At 72.4% G+C, this 15,712-nt stretch carries 11 protein-coding genes and 1 tRNA gene; 11 read left to right on the top strand and 1 reads right to left on the bottom strand.

Annotated features, from left to right (window positions below; all coding sequences use genetic code 11):
• Positions 1–176 precede the first annotated feature (176 nt).
• The 8 genes from ACZ4N5_RS31055 to ACZ4N5_RS31020 all read left to right on the top strand — a co-directional run bounded on the left by ACZ4N5_RS31055 (position 177) and on the right by ACZ4N5_RS31020 (position 10,366).
• The gene (locus tag ACZ4N5_RS31055; RefSeq protein WP_467760357.1) at positions 177–749 is read left to right on the top strand and encodes a YqgE/AlgH family protein; all 573 of its coding nucleotides are present in this window, start codon (positions 177–179) and stop codon (positions 747–749) included.
• 86 nt (positions 750–835) lie between these two features.
• Positions 836–1,132: a DUF3039 domain-containing protein gene (locus ACZ4N5_RS31050; protein ID WP_103554931.1), complete on the top strand. Its 297-nt coding sequence runs from the start codon at positions 836–838 to the stop codon at positions 1,130–1,132.
• 1,058 nt (positions 1,133–2,190) lie between these two features.
• Positions 2,191–3,849, top strand: coding sequence for a beta-N-acetylhexosaminidase (locus tag ACZ4N5_RS31045; RefSeq protein WP_467760356.1), 1,659 nt, complete (start codon positions 2,191–2,193; stop codon positions 3,847–3,849).
• 281 nt (positions 3,850–4,130) lie between these two features.
• Complete coding sequence (locus ACZ4N5_RS31040; RefSeq protein WP_356781042.1) at positions 4,131–5,024, top strand: FAD binding domain-containing protein; 894 nt, start codon at positions 4,131–4,133, stop codon at positions 5,022–5,024.
• Positions 5,021–6,490, top strand: a complete 1,470-nt coding sequence (locus ACZ4N5_RS31035) for a (2Fe-2S)-binding protein (protein WP_467760355.1) — start codon at positions 5,021–5,023, stop codon at positions 6,488–6,490. Before ACZ4N5_RS31040 ends, ACZ4N5_RS31035 begins: the two co-directional genes overlap by 4 nt.
• The gene (locus ACZ4N5_RS31030; protein ID WP_467760354.1) at positions 6,487–8,793 is read left to right on the top strand and encodes a xanthine dehydrogenase family protein molybdopterin-binding subunit; all 2,307 of its coding nucleotides are present in this window, start codon (positions 6,487–6,489) and stop codon (positions 8,791–8,793) included. Before ACZ4N5_RS31035 ends, ACZ4N5_RS31030 begins: the two co-directional genes overlap by 4 nt.
• Complete coding sequence (locus ACZ4N5_RS31025) at positions 8,790–8,975, top strand: hypothetical protein (protein WP_467760353.1); 186 nt, start codon at positions 8,790–8,792, stop codon at positions 8,973–8,975. The genes ACZ4N5_RS31030 and ACZ4N5_RS31025 overlap by 4 nt, the downstream gene beginning before the upstream one ends.
• A 224-nt stretch (positions 8,976–9,199) precedes the next feature.
• Entirely contained in the window at positions 9,200–10,366 is a 1,167-nt protein-coding gene (locus ACZ4N5_RS31020; protein ID WP_467760352.1) for an SUKH-4 family immunity protein, read from the top strand.
• A gap of 98 nt (positions 10,367–10,464) precedes the next feature.
• Here the strand turns inward: ACZ4N5_RS31020 and ACZ4N5_RS31015 are convergent.
• A tRNA-Cys gene (locus tag ACZ4N5_RS31015) sits at positions 10,465–10,536 on the bottom strand.
• 274 nt (positions 10,537–10,810) lie between these two features.
• Between ACZ4N5_RS31015 and ACZ4N5_RS31010 the strand changes: the two genes are divergently transcribed.
• From ACZ4N5_RS31010 to ACZ4N5_RS31000, 3 genes are all read left to right on the top strand, one after another.
• A complete protein-coding gene (locus ACZ4N5_RS31010; protein ID WP_467760351.1) occupies positions 10,811–12,247 on the top strand; it encodes an MFS transporter in 1,437 nt (478 codons plus the stop codon).
• 335 nt (positions 12,248–12,582) lie between these two features.
• Positions 12,583–14,385, top strand: coding sequence for a DEAD/DEAH box helicase (locus tag ACZ4N5_RS31005; RefSeq protein ID WP_467760350.1), 1,803 nt, complete (start codon positions 12,583–12,585; stop codon positions 14,383–14,385).
• A 590-nt stretch (positions 14,386–14,975) separates the two neighbouring features.
• Positions 14,976–15,617: an IclR family transcriptional regulator gene (locus tag ACZ4N5_RS31000; protein WP_261708962.1), complete on the top strand. Its 642-nt coding sequence runs from the start codon at positions 14,976–14,978 to the stop codon at positions 15,615–15,617.
• Positions 15,618–15,712: the final 95 nt, after the last annotated feature.

Below are 15,712 nucleotides of genomic sequence, written 5' to 3'. Positions count from 1 at the left end.
CAAAGAGGACTCAGCTGCGTCATAGCTTGGCCACAACACGAACCGTTCCGATTCGGGCACACGGGGTCATCGGCTCCGGTGTGCGCGGGCAACGCTTCGTTGCGCCCTGAGCTGCATTCACTCCCGTACGCGTATTGGCTCCCCACATGAAGGGAATGTGCGGGATCATGTCTGGCATGACCGAGGTGTCCTCGCTCACAGGGCGGCTGCTCGTGGCCACGCCCGCCCTGGCGGACCCGAACTTCGACCGTGCGGTGGTGCTGCTCCTCGACCACGACGAGGAGGGCTCCCTCGGTGTCGTCCTCAACCGTCCGACCCCGGTGGGTGTCGGCGACATCCTGGAGAACTGGGCCGGACTGGCCGGGGAACCGGGTGTCGTCTTCCAGGGCGGCCCCGTCTCGCTGGACTCGGCGCTGGGGGTGGCGGTCGTCCCCGGCGGCATCGCCGGGGAGCGCGCGCCACTCGGCTGGCGGCGTGTGCACGGCGCGATCGGTCTCGTGGACCTGGAGGCCCCGCCGGAGCTCCTCGCCTCGGCTCTGGGCTCCCTGCGCATCTTCGCCGGATACGCGGGCTGGGGGCCCGGCCAGCTGGAGAACGAACTGGTCGAGGGCGCCTGGTACGTCGTCGAATCCGAACCCGGAGACGTCTCCTCCCCGTCACCGGAACGCCTGTGGCGCGAGGTGCTGCGCCGCCAGCGCAGCGAACTGGCCATGGTGGCGACGTACCCCGACGACCCGTCCCTCAACTGACCGGCGCCCCGGCCCCCGACCCGTCCCCCAGCGGCACGCGACCCTTCCCTCAACTGATGGGTGCGAGCCCCAGTACCCTTGGCTCCATGAGCACTCTTGAGCCTGAGACCCAGCCCCAGCGAGGCACGGGGACGGGGACCCTCGTAGAGCCGACGCCGCAGGTGTCGCACGGCGACGGGGACCACGAGCGCTTCGCCCATTACGTCCAGAAGGACAAGATCATGGCGAGCGCGCTGGACGGCACGCCCGTCGTGGCGCTGTGCGGCAAGGTGTGGGTACCGGGCCGCGACCCGAAGAAGTACCCCGTGTGCCCCATGTGCAAGGAGATCTTCGAGTCCATGGGCGCCGGTGGCGACCAGGGCAAGGGCGGCGACAAGAAGTAACGCCGGGCTTCCCCCGGCGCGGTACGCCGCGTAGATCGAACATGGCCGCGACGCCCCTGGTGAGGGGCGCCGCGGCCTTGTCGTACGCGAAGGGGCGGAGGGCGGTCGGCGTGCTGCTCGCGGCGAAGTCTTGCGCTTGTTGCGAGCGTGTCCATGTACTCCGTAGCCTCCGGGGTGGTGTGCCGTACGAAACGGCCATTGCGCATGCTGCAACGCACCCCTCGCTGGAGGACGCTCGATGAAGCTCGCTGCGCTCGGACCCCTCGCGGCCCGGACGGCGACCGCTCATCTGCCGGATGGTGCTCGGCGCCTTCGAAGCGGCCGGGCGGACGGAGTCCACCGAGCCCCGACGCCGCACGCTTCCGCCCTCCCCGGATTCCTTCCGGAGCCTGTTCGGGCGGCGGGAATTCGGCCGACACTTGCTCAACTGTCTTCTCGCGGCGGGCTCCGCGGTGGTCGTCCCGGCGCTCGTCGGGCTTCTTTCGGGGAAAGCGGTGAGACGATTCCGCTTCCGCGTCCCCTTCACCTCACGGATCATGTTCCCGGCGGCCCGGGCGATGCCCTTCGAGGCGCCGGTGATCTCCCTCTTGTCGCTCCCGTTCTTCCTTCCGCGGGACTTCGGCCGGCCGAACACGACGGGCTCGCCCACCCGGCCGCGTACGACCTTCCGGCCGCCCTTTCGCGATCCGGGTGCCACGGGGTTCGCCAAGGCCGTCCGGGACGCGTCGGAGGCTGCCGCGGACATCGAGGGAGCGAGCCGCACGCGATTCCTCCGGCGGATGCCTTTCCCGCTCGTCCTCACCGGGTTCGTGACCGCCGGGATGTTTTCCTTCGCCCCGGCCGGGAACGGCTTCCCGTTCCCCAAGTCCTTCCTCTTCAGCGCCATCCGGCGGTGCCCCGCCCGGCGGCCCTCCGCGTCTTCCGTAAGCCGGTGGAGCCCGACCGGACGGTATGGCGGCGGCCTCCACGGTGATGACGATTCAAGTGCCGATCTTCTTCGTACGCGTACAGCAGCGACTCGTCTCCGGCCTCGGCGGCGGTAAAGGACTGAAGGACGGATGGACATGATGGATACGGGCCTGATTCCGGCGCCCCTCGTCGTCGAACGCGCCACGCACGGGCGGTTCGCGCTGGACGCGGACACCACCTTGTGGGCCGTGCCCGGCACGGACACCGCCGAGCGCTGGCTGCGCTCGGCGCTCGGCGCCGCACTCGGACTACCGCTGCGACCTGGGCCGCAGGACGCTCCGGGCGCCGTACGCCTGCTCCTCGACGACACCCTGGAACCCGAGGCGTACCGGCTCGGCGTCGGCGACGACGGCGTCGAGATCCGCGGCGGCGACGCGGCCGGGGTCTTCTGGGGCGCGCAGACACTGCGTCAACTGCTCGGCCCCGACGCTTTTCGCCGCGCCCCGATCCATCCGCGGTCGACGTACGAAATCGAGCACCGGACCATCGAGGACGCACCCCGATTCCGCTGGCGCGGCCTGATGCTCGATGTCTCCCGGCACTTCATGCCCAAGGAAGGCGTCCTGCGCTACCTCGACCTGCTGGCCGCTCACAAACTCAACGTCTTCCACTTCCATCTCACCGACGATCAGGGATGGCGTGTTCAGATCAAGCGCTATCCGAGGCTGACGGAGATCGGTTCCTGGCGGGCGCGCACCAAATTCGGCCACCGGGCCTCGCCACTGTGGGAGGAGAAGCCGCACGGAGGCTTCTACACACAGGACGACATCCGCGAGATCGTCGCGTACGCGGCCGAACGGCATATCGCCGTCGTCCCCGAAATCGACATCCCCGGCCACTCGCAGGCAGCCATCGCCGCGTATCCGGAACTGGGCAACACCGACGTCATCGACACGACCTCCCTGACCGTCTGGGACAACTGGGGCGTCTCCAAAAACGTACTCGCCCCCACTGACAACACCCTGCGCTTCTACGAGGGGGTGTTCGAGGAACTCCTCGACCTGTTCCCGGCGGACCCCGCGCGCTTCCCGGAGTTCTCGGGTTTCTTCCACATCGGGGGCGACGAGTGCGCCAAGGACCAGTGGAAGCGGTCGGCCACCGCCCAGGCCCGCATCAGGGAACTCGGGCTCGCCGACGAGGACGCGTTGCAGTCCTGGTTCATCCGGCACTTCGACAACTGGCTGTCCGCGCGCGGGCGTCGGCTGATCGGCTGGGACGAGATCCTGGAGGGCGGTCTCGCGCCGGGCGCCGCGGTGTCGTCGTGGCGCGGCTACCAGGGCGGCGTCACGGCCGCGCGCGCGGGCCACGACGTCGTCATGTGCCCCGAGCAGCACGTGTACTTGGACTACCGGCAGGCCGAGGGCGAGGACGAACCGGTGCCGATCGCCTATGTACGCACTCTGGAGGACGTCTACCGCTTCGAGCCGGTTCCGCCGCAGCTCACCGAGGCGGAGGCACGGCATGTGCTGGGCACCCAGGCCAACGTGTGGACCGAGGTGATGGAGGACCACTCGCGCGTCGACTACCAGGCGTTCCCGAGGCTCGCCGCCTTCGCCGAGGTCGCCTGGAGCCGGCTGCCGGCCCCGGCGGAGCGGGACTTCGCCGGATTCGAGCGGCGGATGGGCGCCCACTACGAGCGACTCGACGCCCTCGGAGTCGCCTACCGCCCGCCCACGGGACCGCGGCCGTGGCAGCGGCGACCCGGGGTGCTCGGACGCCCGATCGAGGGAGCGCCCCCGAACGTGTGAGACGGCTCACGACCGGTGGGCAACGGGGCCAGTGCCCTGGCACCGTTGCCCCCCAAGGAAAAAAGACCCCCAAGGGTCACCGAAGGGTGACAAGTCGCGCCCACCGGTGATGCCGTGCGAAAACCGGCCATCTCCCTGGTGAGAGGGGCGAATGCCTCCTAGCGGACCCCCGCGTCGAGGGCCGGGGAAGATGTGCCAGAGTTGCCACGTCCGCCCTGTCAGCACGTACCGTACGGCAGCACAGGTGGGACCAGGTGGGGCAGCGGGAAGGGGCAACCGGTTTGACCACGCACGCACTGCAGACGGCGCAGGCCGTGACGCTGCCCGTCTCGCTGGACGAGGCGGTGGCGGCGCTGTCCGCCATGCCCACGGCCGTTCCGGTGGCGGGCGGCACGGATCTGATGGCCGCGGTCAACTCCGGACAGCTGAGGCCGGCCGCGCTCGTCGGCCTCGGCCGGATCAGCGAGATCCGCGGCTGGCAGTACCAGGACGGCCACGCGCTGCTCGGCGCGGGCCTCACGCACGCCCGTATGGGCCGCCCCGACTTCGCCGCCCTCATCCCGGCGCTCGCCGCCGCCGCGCGGGCGGCCGGACCGCCGCAGATCCGCAACGCCGGCACCCTCGGCGGCAACATCGCCTCGGCCGCCCCCACGGGGGACGCGCTGCCCGTACTGGCCGCCCTGGAAGCCACGTTGATCATCGCGGGGCCGGGCGGAGCCCGCCGCGAGATCCCCGTGTCGCACCTGCTCGCCGGCGTGGACATGCTCCGCGGCGGAGAGCTCATCGGCTACGTGCGTGTGCCGCTGCTGCACGCCCCGCAGGTGTTCCTGAAGGCCACCGGACGCACCGGACCCGGACGCGCCATCGCCTCCGTGGCGGTCGTCCTCGACCCGGCCCGGCGCGGCGTGCGGTGCGCCGTCGGCGCCATAGCGCCGATGCCGCTGCGGCCCCTGGACGCCGAGGCGTGGGTGGCCCAGCTGATCGACTGGGACAACAACCGCGCCATCGTCCCGGAGGCGCTGGCCGCGTTCGGCGAGTACGTGGCCGCGGCCTGCATCCCCGACCCCGTCCCCGCCGAGGACGGATCCCTGACACCGCTTCCGCCCGCCGTACTGCATCTGCGGCGCACCGTCGCCGCGCTGGCCCGACGAGCACTTGGGAGGGCACTGTCGTGACCGACGACCAGCACGAAGAGGCCGCTCCGCGGAGCGGCAGCCGCTGGGATCCGCTGCCCCAGGGCGACTACGACGACGGCGCCACCGCCTTCGTCAAACTCCCCGAAGGGGGCATCGAGGCCCTCCTCGCCGCCCGGGAGCCGCTCGCGGCGCCCGGACACGGCTATGTGCCCCCGCAGATCGCCGTGACGCCCGCCCCGCCCGAGGCGGCGGACCCGACGGCCGGCGGAAGGTGGGCCGGGCAGGGCGGCAGCGCCCCGTGGCCGGATCCGAACGCCGCACAGCCGGGACCCGGCTCCCACGACGACCGCTTCTCGTACCACCCCGGGTCCACCGGACAGTGGGAATTCGACGACGCCGCCCGTGACGGCGCCGGACAGGGCCAAGGGCACGGTCCCGGGCACGACGTGACGGGGCAGTGGTCGATTCCGGTGGCCGGGGGCGACCTTCCGGACGAATCGGGCGAGTTCACCACTTCGGCACTCGTCGAGCAGTGGGGCGGCACGCCGCCCGCCACGCTCCCCGGCGGCGCGTCCGCACCCTGGGCCAACGAGATCGGACAGCCCTGGACCGCCGACGCGCGCGAAACGGTCGCTGAGGCCCCCGCGGAGCGCGCGGGGCACCCGGAGCCCGATTCGCCCGCGCGGGCCGCCCAGCGGCCCATACAGCCGGCCGACGAGGCCCCTGAGCCCGTCGCCGACCCCGAACCGGTGACCGCAGGGACACGCGAGGTGTCCGAGTTCGATCCGGCACACGAGGCCGACGGGACGGGCGACGAAGAGCCGGACGCGGACCACTTCGCCCCGGCCGCCCACGACGAACACCCCCTCGCCTCCTACGTCCTGCGCGTCAACGGCGCCGACCGGCCGGTCACCGACGCCTGGATCGGCGAGTCACTGCTCTACGTGCTGCGCGAGCGGCTCGGCCTCGCGGGCGCCAAGGACGGCTGCTCGCAGGGCGAGTGCGGCGCCTGCAACGTCCAGGTGGACGGCCGGCTCGTGGCGTCGTGCCTGGTACCCGGCGTCACCGCCGCCGGCAGCGAGGTCCGCACGGTCGAGGGCCTGGCCGCCGACGGACAGCCCTCCGACGTCCAGCGGGCACTCGCCAAGTGCGGCGCCGTGCAGTGCGGTTTCTGCGTCCCCGGCATGGCGATGACCCTGCACGACCTGCTGGAGGGCAACCCCGCGCCGAGCGAGCTGGAGACCCGCCAGGCCCTGTGCGGCAACCTGTGCCGCTGCTCCGGCTACCGCGGCGTCCTGGACGCGGTGCGCGAGGTCGTCGCCGAACGCGAGGCGCACTCCGCCGCCGCGGCCGAAGCCGTCCCCGACGCGGACGAGGCCCGCATCCCGCACCAGGCCGGCCCCGGTGCCGGTGGCGTCCACCCGTCCGCGTACGAGGACAACGCCGCCTACGGTTCCCCGGCACAGCACGAACAGCCGTACGGCCAGGACGGAGGCCAGGCGTGACCAACCAAGCCGCGACCGCGACACCGGCGGCGCACGAGCCAGGCCCCGAGCCCCTGCCGCACGGACTCGGCGTCTCGCTGCCCGCCACCGAGGACCGCGCCAAGACGGAGGGCACGTTCCCCTACGCCGCCGACCTGTGGGCCGAGGGCCTGCTGTGGGCCGCCGTGCTCCGCTCGCCCCACCCGCACGCGCGCATCCTGTCCATCGACACCAGCCACGCGCGCGAGATGCCCGGCGTACGCGCCGTCATCACCCACGAGGACGTGCCCGGCACCCCGATGCACGGCCGCGGCAGAGCCGACCGCCCGGTGTTCGCCTCCGAGGTCGTACGCCACCATGGGGAGCCCATCGCGGCCGTCGCCGCCGACCACCCGGACACCGCGCGGATGGCCGCCGCCGCCGTCATCGTCGAGTACGAGGTGCTCGAACCGGTCACCGACCCGGAGCAGGCCTTCGAGGCCGAACCCCTGCACCCCGACGGCAACCTGATCCGCCACATCCCGCTGCGCCACGGAGACCCGGACGCGGTCGGCGAGATCGTCGTCGAGGGCCTGTACCGGATCGGCCGCCAGGACCCCGCCCCCATCGGCGCCGAGGCCGGACTCGCCGTGCCCCGCCCCGACGGCGGCGTCGAGCTCTACATCGCCTCCACCGACCCGCACAGCGACCGCGACGCGGCCGCCGCCTGTTACGGCCTCGAACCCGCGCGCGTGAAGGTCGTCGTCACCGGCGTCCCCGGAGCCTCCGCGGACCGCGAGGACCAGGGCTTCCAGCTCGCGCTCGGCCTGCTCGCCCTGACGACCGGCTGCCCGGTGAAACTCACCGCTACGCGCGAGGAGTCCTTCCTCGGCCACGCCCACCGGCACCCGACCCTGCTGCGCTACCGGCACCACGCCGACGCCGACGGCATGCTGGTCAAGGTCGAGGCACAGATCCTGCTCGACGCGGGCGCCTACGCCGACACCTCCGGCGAGTCCCTGGCCGCCGCGGTCTCCTTCGCCTGCGGCCCGTACGTCGTCCCGAACGCCTTCATCGAGGGCTGGGCCGTGCGCACCAACAACCCGCCCTCGGGGCATGTGCGCGGTGAGGGCGCCCTCCAGGTCTGCGCCGCCTACGAGGCCCAGATGGACAAACTCGCCAAGAAACTCGGCGTCGACCCCGCGGAACTGCGTCTGCGCAACGCCATGGCCACGGGAGACGTCCTGCCGACCGGCCAGACGGTGACCTGCCCGGCGCCCGTCGCCGAGCTGCTCCAGGCCGTACGCGACTACCCGCTGCCGGCCCTCCCCAAGGACACGCCCGAGGACGAGTGGCTGCTGCCCGGCGGCCCCGAGGGCGCGGGCGAACCCGGTGCCGTACGCCGCGGTGTCGGCTACGCGCTCGGCATGGTGCACATGCTCGGCGCCGAGGGCGCCGACGAGGTCTCGACGGCCACCGTGAAGGTCCACGACGGCGTTGCCACGGTGCTCTGCGCGGCCGTGGAGACCGGCCAGGGCTTCACCACGCTCGCCCGGCAGATCGTCCAGGAGACGCTCGGTATCGACGAGGTGCACGTGGCCCCGGTCGACACCGACCAGCCCCCGGCGGGTCCGAGCTGCCGCGGCCGGCACACCTGGGTGTCCGGCGGAGCGGTGGAGCGCGCGGCCAAGATGGTCCGTACGCAACTGCTGCAACCGCTGGCGCACAAGTTCGGCATGTCCACCGAGCTGCTCCAGATCACCGACGGCAAGATCACGTCGTACGACGGTGTGCTGTCGACCACGGTCACCGAGGCGATGGACGGCAAGGAGCTGTGGGCGACCGCGCAGTGCCGCCCGCACCCGACCGAACCACTGGACGAGGCCGGCCAGGGCGACGCCTTCGTGGGCCTCGCCTTCTGCGCCATCCGCGCGGTGGTGGACGTCGACATCGAACTGGGCTCCGTACGGGTCGTGGAGCTGGCGCTCGCCCAGGACGTCGGCCGGATCCTCAACCCGGCACAGCTGACGGCCCGCATCGAGGCGGGCGTCACCCAGGGCGTCGGCGCCGCGCTGACCGAGAACCTTCGGACGGCCCGCGGCCTGGTCCGGCACCCCGACCTCACCGGCTACGCCCTGCCGACCGCCCTGGACGCGCCCGACATCCGCATCGTCAAACTGGTCGAGGAGCGCGACGTCGTCGCCCCCTTCGGCGCCAAGGCCGTCAGCGCGGTGCCGGTCGTGACCTCGCCCGCGGCCATCGCGTCCGCCGTACGGGCGGCCACCGGCCGGCCGGTCAACCGTCTGCCGATCCGCCCGCAGGCGGCGGTGGTGACGGCCTCGTGAGCACGCAGGAGCCGACGACGGGCGAACCCTCGCCGAACGGCGCCGAGCCGTCGATCCCCGGCGCCGAGGCCGGACAGCCGCGCTACGAACCCCCGCCCAGCGTGGGGAAGCTGCTGATCTGGGTGCTGCTGTTCGTCCTGGCGGCCGTGGTCGTCGTCCTGGGCGGCGTCTACTTCACCTGACGCGCGCCGCGTCACCACGCGCCCCGTCACCGCGCGCCCGGTCACCGCGCGCCCGGTCACCGCGCGCCCGTCACACCGTCTCCGTTCCGTGGGGGGCCCGTTCCCGCGTGTTCCCGGCGTTGTCAGTGGGGCGGCGTATGGTTCTGGCTCAGTGGGGAACTGCCGTGGGACGACCGGCCGTTCCCTGCGGGGGAGCACGATGCGTTCACATGTGCGGGGGAGCCATGAGTACGACGGACACCGATGTCGGCGGCGTGATCACACTGACTGGCGACGAGCTGCATCCGTACGTCACACACGCGGGCACCCGGGACCGGCTCACCGGCCCCGGACTGACGTGCGAGGGCACACTGCTCGGATTCGGCGCGCTGCGGGAGCACGGCCTGCGCACCGTCGCCGACCTGGCGGGCGACGCCGAAAAGCTCGCCGAGGAACTGCGCGACCAGCTCGTCATCGGGGCGCTGCGCAGCCTGGACCGGGACCTGGAGTCGATCGTGCTGGACGGGACGACGGGCGAGGTCTCCTCGACCTACGTCCAGCGGAACCCCGCCCAACTGGACCTCTCGCCCCTGGCGCCCTCCCTGGAGGCACTGCTGCGCTTCGCGGCGGCCACCGAGGAACTGACCATGTCCCGGGGCCGGCCGGGCCCGTTCGGTCCGAAGGCGGTCGCGGAGGTGTCGGACCGGCTGAGCGCCGTGTTCGAGGACGCCGCGGGCGAGGACGTACCGCCGTACTGGCGGATGGCGTCGCTGATCCGCCCGCTCGCCCGGATCGCCGGACCGGGTGACGGGCTCGTCCTCGGCCTGCCGAAGCGGCTGCTGGACGAGGAGTTCGGCGCGGGCGAGATCATGCGCTTCGAGGACGTCGACTTCCCGCCCGCGCTGACGCACGAGCCGACCCGCCGCTTCCTGCGGGAGTCCGGCCTGCCCGAGGACGGCTTCCTCTTCCAGCTGGACACGGAGGTGCCGCTGCCGGCCCTCACCGAGTACTACGCGGACGAGCGCCCCGACGAGTTCTCCGCCGGCCTGCTCCCGGCCGCCGCAGACCGCCTGATACGCCTCGGCTACCTCCTGGAGGACACGAGCCTGGTCGTGGACGGCACCACGGGCGCGGTGCTCGCCTGGAGCGAGCCGGACCTCACCCTGCGCCCGCTCAACGCGGACATCTCCACGCTGGCGTTCACCCTCTGGCTCCTCCACCGCGAGAAGACCGTCGACGCGGCCCACGGCCTCAGCGACTCCTACGAACAGCTCGCCGCCACCCTGACCGAGACCCTCGCCACAGTCGACCCCGCCGCCTGCGACCGGACCCCGACCCTCCCGGGCGACGACGGCCGCCGCTACTGGCCGGAGATATTCGAGGACCAAGCGGGCGGCATGCTGTATGCATGACGCCCCGGCCCCACTCGGACGGGAGCTGAGACGGACGACAAGAGGGCGGCACTCCCGGAGGAGTGCCGCCCTGTTGTTCTGCCTGGTCGGACAGTCAGAAGCCGTGGCGGGAATCGAACCCGCGTAACTCGCTTTGCAGGCGAGTCCCTGAACCACTCGGGCACACGGCTGGACTCAGGTGCGGCACGGCTCACTCGTTCCGAACCTGATGGGTCGACCGTAGGCGGGGTGCGGGAGCGGGCTCAAGGGTTCCGGGGGCGCTGCAACGCGACTGCCACACGCCGTTCATGAACCACGGGGCGGCCGGAATCGGGATGGGGCCGTGCGGGGGTTTCAGGCGGGCTCGTGCGGGGGCTCGGGGGAGTGGTCCTAGGGCCAAAGGACCGGGTGATCACCGTCTTCGGACAGGAGTCACGGCGGGGTGCGCACCTTACGCTGACGGGCATGACAGTAGTGGAAGCGCGCGATGTGGCCACGGTTCCGGCCGAGGCGGAGGGTGGAGTGCTGAGCCGGCCGTACCGGGCGCTCAGCATCGGCATCGTGTCCGTGGTGCTGGTGATCGCGTTCGAGGCGACGGCCGTGGGGACGGCGATGCCCGTCGCCGCACGCGAGCTCGGCGGGGTCGCCCTGTACGCGTTCGCGTTCTCCGGGTACTTCACGACGAGCCTGCTCGGGATGGTGCTCGCCGGTCAGTGGTCCGACCGCGACGGGCCGCTGGTCTCGCTGGCCTCGGGCATCGGCGCGTTCGCCGCGGGGCTGCTGCTGTCCGGGACGGCCGGCGGCATGTGGGTGTTCATCCTCGGTCGGGCCGTCCAGGGGTTCGGTGGCGGGCTCGTCATCGTCGCGCTGTACGTCGTGGTCGGGCGGGCCTATCCGGCGCGGCTGCGGCCGGCGATCATGGCGGCGTTCGCGGCGGCCTGGGTGGTGCCGTCCGTGGTCGGCCCCCTCGCCGCGGGCGCGGTCACCGAGCACCTCGGCTGGCGCTGGGTGTTCATCGGGATTCCGGCGCTCGTCGGCGTTCCCCTCACGCTCGCGCTGCCGCAGATACGGCGGCGGGCGTCGGGACACGCGGGAGCGGGCGACCGCGCTCCGCTGGACCGGCGGCGCATCCGGCTGGCGTTCGCGATCGCGCTGGGCGCGGGGCTGATCCAGTACGCCGCCCAGGATCTGCGCCCGCTCTCCCTCGTACCCGCCGCCGTCGGTGCCGCCCTGCTCGTCCCGGCCGTGCGCGGGCTGCTGCCCCGCGGCACCTGGCGGGCGGCGCGGGGGCTGCCGTCCGTGGTGCTGCTGCGCGGGGTCTCCGCCGGCGCCTTCATCGCCGCCGAGTCCTTCGTGCCGCTGATGCTGGTCACCCAGCGGGGGCTGTCGCCGACGCTCGCCGGGCTCTCGCTCGCGGCCGGCGGCGGGACCTGGGCGCTGGGGTCCTGGGTGCAGGCGCGGCCGCGCGTGGAGCCGTACCGGGAACGCCTGATGTTTCTCGGCATGCTGCTGGTCGCGGCGGCCGTCGCCGCCGCGCCGAGCGTGCTGATCCCCGCCGTGCCGGTGTGGACCGTCGCCGTCGCCTGGGCGTTCGGCTGCTTCGGGATGGGCCTGGTGATCGCCTCGACCAGCGTGCTGCTGCTCCATCTCTCGGCCCCCGAGGAGGCCGGCGCCAACTCGGCCGCCCTGCAGATCTCCGACGCCCTGTCCAACGTGCTGCTGCTCGCCGTGGGCGGAGCCGCCTTCGCGGCCCTGGGCGGCGGCGCGGTGGCCCACACGGCCACCGCCACGACGTCCGCCGCCCACAGCTCCCATCCGGCCGCCTTCGCCGTGGTGTTCCTGCCGATGGCGGGGGTGGCGCTGGTGGGGGCCTGGGTGACGACCCGGCTCCGGGAACGGTGAGCACGGAAGGCGTTCCGACCGCGCCGTTTCCGGCGGGCGCCCCCGGCAGTCCTGTTCCGGGCGGCCTTGATCAGGGCCGCCGCGTACGGGCTGGTCATCGACGGGACGGCGGGGACACAGGGGGAACCGGGGTGGTCGCGGGGCCACCGCGCGGTCTGTGACGTCAGTCCCATCCACGGGTGCCGCGGCCTCGTCCGCGCGTCGTCGTGAGCCGGGCGCCGGTAGGGTGGCCCGGTTGTCATACGTAGCCGAGCCGCCCGCAGGCCTCCCGTCACGCCACATCTGACGCGCCGCGCGGACCCGGACGCTCCCAATCGACACCCAGACCGGAGACCGTGACTACCACCGCCGCCAGCGCCTCCACGCACTCGCATCACCTCTCGCCCGCCTTCCCCGGCCGAGCCCCCTGGGGCACCGCCAACAAGCTGCGTGCCTGGCAGCAGGGGGCGATGGAGAGGTACATCCAGGAGCAGCCGCGCGACTTCCTCGCTGTAGCCACCCCCGGCGCCGGCAAGACGACGTTCGCGCTGACCCTCGCGTCCTGGCTGCTGCACCACCACATCGTGCAGCAGGTGACCGTCGTCGCGCCGACCGAGCACCTGAAGAAGCAGTGGGCCGAGGCGGCCGCGCGGATAGGGATCAAGCTCGATCCCGAGTACAGCGCCGGGCCGCTCAGCAAGGAGTACCAGGGCGTCGCCGTGACGTACGCCGGTGTCGGTGTGCGGCCGATGCTGCACCGCAACCGCTCCGAGCAGCGCAAGACCCTCGTCATCCTCGACGAGATCCACCACGCCGGTGACAGCAAGTCGTGGGGCGAGGCCTGTCTGGAGGCGTTCGAGCCGGCCACCCGCCGGCTCGCGCTCACGGGTACGCCCTTCCGGTCCGACACCAACCCCATCCCCTTCGTCACGTACGAGGAGGGGAAGGACGGGATCCGGCGCTCTTCGGCCGACTACACGTACGGGTACGGGAACGCCCTGGCCGACCACGTCGTGCGGCCCGTCATCTTCCTCTCCTACAGCGGCAACATGCGCTGGCGCACCAAGGCGGGGGACGAGATCGCCGCCCGGCTCGGCGAGCCGATGACCAAGGACGCCATCAGCCAGGCCTGGCGCACCGCGCTCGACCCGCGCGGCGAGTGGATGCCGAGCGTGCTGCGCGCCGCCGACCAGCGGCTCACCGAGGTCCGCAAGGGCATCCCGGACGCCGGGGCGCTCGTCATCGCCTCCGACCAGGAATCGGCCCGCGCCTACGCCAAGCTGATCCGCGAGATCACCGGCACCAAGGCGACGCTCGTGCTGTCCGACGACACCGGGGCCTCGAACCGCATCGACGACTTCGCCGCGAGCGAGGACCGGTGGATGGTCGCCGTCCGCATGGTGTCCGAAGGCGTCGACGTGCCGCGCCTGGCCGTCGGTGTGTACGCCACCACCATCTCGACCCCCCTCTTCTTCGCCCAGGCCGTCGGCCGTTTCGTACGGTCCCGCAGGCGCGGCGAGACCGCGTCCGTGTTCCTGCCGACCGTCCCCGACCTCCTCACCTTCGCCAACGAGATGGAGGTCGAGCGCGACCACGCCCTCGACAAGCCCAAGAAGGAGGGCGAGGAGGACCCGTACGCCGAATCCGAGCAGGAGATGGAGGAGGCGAACAAGGAGCAGGACGAGGACACCGGCGAGCAGGAGCAGTTCTCCTTCGAGGCGCTGGAGTCCGAGGCCGTCTTCGACCGGGTCCTGTACGACGGTGCCGAGTTCGGCATGCAGGCCCACCCGGGAAGCGCGGAGGAACAGGACTACCTCGGCATCCCCGGGCTCCTCGAACCCGACCAGGTCCAACTGCTGCTCCAGAAGCGGCAGGCCCGGCAGATCGCGCACAGCCGCAGGAAGCCGGACGAGGAGGCGGATCTCCTCGAACTTCCCGCCGAGCGCCGTCCCGTGGTCTCCCACAAGGAGATGCTGGAACTGCGCAAGCAGCTCAACACCATGGTCGGCGCGTACGTCCACCAGAGCGGCAAGCCGCACGGCGTGATCCACACCGAGCTGCGCCGCGTCTGCGGCGGCCCGCCGAGCGCGGAGGCGACGGCCGGACAGCTCCGGCAGCGGATCGCCAAGGTCCAGGAGTGGGCCACCCGGATGCGGTGACGTTCGAACGGAGTGGCTTGCGGACCGGGTGATGTCCGGACGTGGTGACTTCCGGACGTGGCGATGTCCGGACGTGGGGACATCCCAATGCGGCAATGCGGTGGTTTCAGGAAGTCGGTGATTTCGGGAACCGGCGCGCAGGCACAGGCGTCCATCGGTCGGGGTGACATGGGGAACCGGTTACCTCCGGAACCGGTGGTATCCGGAACCCGTGGCACGGGGTGCCGAAGCCGTACCGAGGGGGCGCGTTCTGTCCCGGGAGGCGCGCGCGGCGGCCTGTGCGCTGCGTGCACGGGCGGTGTACGCCGCGTGGCGCGCGCCCCACGTTCTGGGACAAACGGAATCAGTCCGTACCAGCGGATGCCCGGATTCTGGACGGAGACTTCCGCTGAGCGGACCGGCTCGCTACTGTCCCGCTACGCACACGCCCCGTGGCAGCGCCGCCGCGGAGCGCAGCCGTGAAGCGACTGCGCCCGGGAAGAGCCCGGGCCGCCAGCCGACCGGCGGCCTCTGAAGCGCGTCGCCGAAGGGACTCGGTGCCGCATCCGCCGTGAGGGGGCCGTCGACCTCACCACTAAGGAGTGGGCGTCGTGACCGCGGAGACCTCTCAGACGCTCGACCGGGGACTGCGTGTCCTCAAGTTGCTCGCCGATACGGATCACGGGCTGACCGTCACCGAACTCTCGAACAAACTGGGCGTCAACCGGACCGTGGTGTACCGGTTGCTCGCCACGCTGGAGCAGCACGCCCTCGTACGCCGTGATCTGGGCGGCCGTGCCCGGGTCGGGCTCGGCGTGCTGCGCCTGGGCCGCCAGGTGCATCCCCTGGTGCGGGAGGCCGCGCTGCCCGCGCTGCGAGCCCTGGCCGAGGACATAGGGGCGACAGCTCATCTGACGCTGGTCGACGGGACGGAGGCGCTCGCCGTCGCCGTCGTCGAGCCGACGTGGACGGACTACCACGTGGCCTACCGCGCCGGTTTCCGGCACGCCCTGGACCGGGGGGCCGCGGGCCGCGCGATCCTCGCCGCCCGGCAGGCACCGGTGGGAGAGCCCGGATACACGCTCACCCACGGGGAGTTGGAGGCGGGCGCGAGCGGGGCCGCGGCGCCGCTGATCGGGGTGACGGGGGTCGAGGGCAGCGTGGGTGTCGTCATGCTGGCCGACGCCGTACCGGAGCGGGTGGGCCCGCGCGTGGTCGACGCGGCCCGAGAGGTCGCGGACGCCTTGCGCTGACCCGCCCCGAGGTCGCCGACCACGCGTGGCTCCGATCCCTGGCGCGTCCGCGTCCGGCCTCCGGTCCCCAGCCTCCGGTGGTCGGCCCGTACGCC

The organism is Streptomyces sp. NPDC026500, assembly GCF_055567635.1.
The sequence above is the reverse complement of the archived record's forward strand: the minus strand, read 5'-3'. Positions and strand labels throughout refer to the sequence as shown.

What these genes read in the sequence shown, in the direction of transcription:
- ACZ4N5_RS31055 (WP_467760357.1), top strand. Translation starts at nt 177, where the DNA reads ATGACCGAGGTGTCCTCGCTCACAGGGCGGCTGCTCGTGGCCACGCCC.
- ACZ4N5_RS31020 (WP_467760352.1), top strand. Translation starts at nt 9,200, where the DNA reads ATGAGTACGACGGACACCGATGTCGGCGGCGTGATCACACTGACTGGC.
- ACZ4N5_RS31050 (WP_103554931.1), top strand. Translation starts at nt 836, where the DNA reads ATGAGCACTCTTGAGCCTGAGACCCAGCCCCAGCGAGGCACGGGGACG.
- ACZ4N5_RS31045 (WP_467760356.1), top strand. Translation starts at nt 2,191, where the DNA reads ATGGACATGATGGATACGGGCCTGATTCCGGCGCCCCTCGTCGTCGAA.
- ACZ4N5_RS31010 (WP_467760351.1), top strand. Translation starts at nt 10,811, where the DNA reads ATGACAGTAGTGGAAGCGCGCGATGTGGCCACGGTTCCGGCCGAGGCG.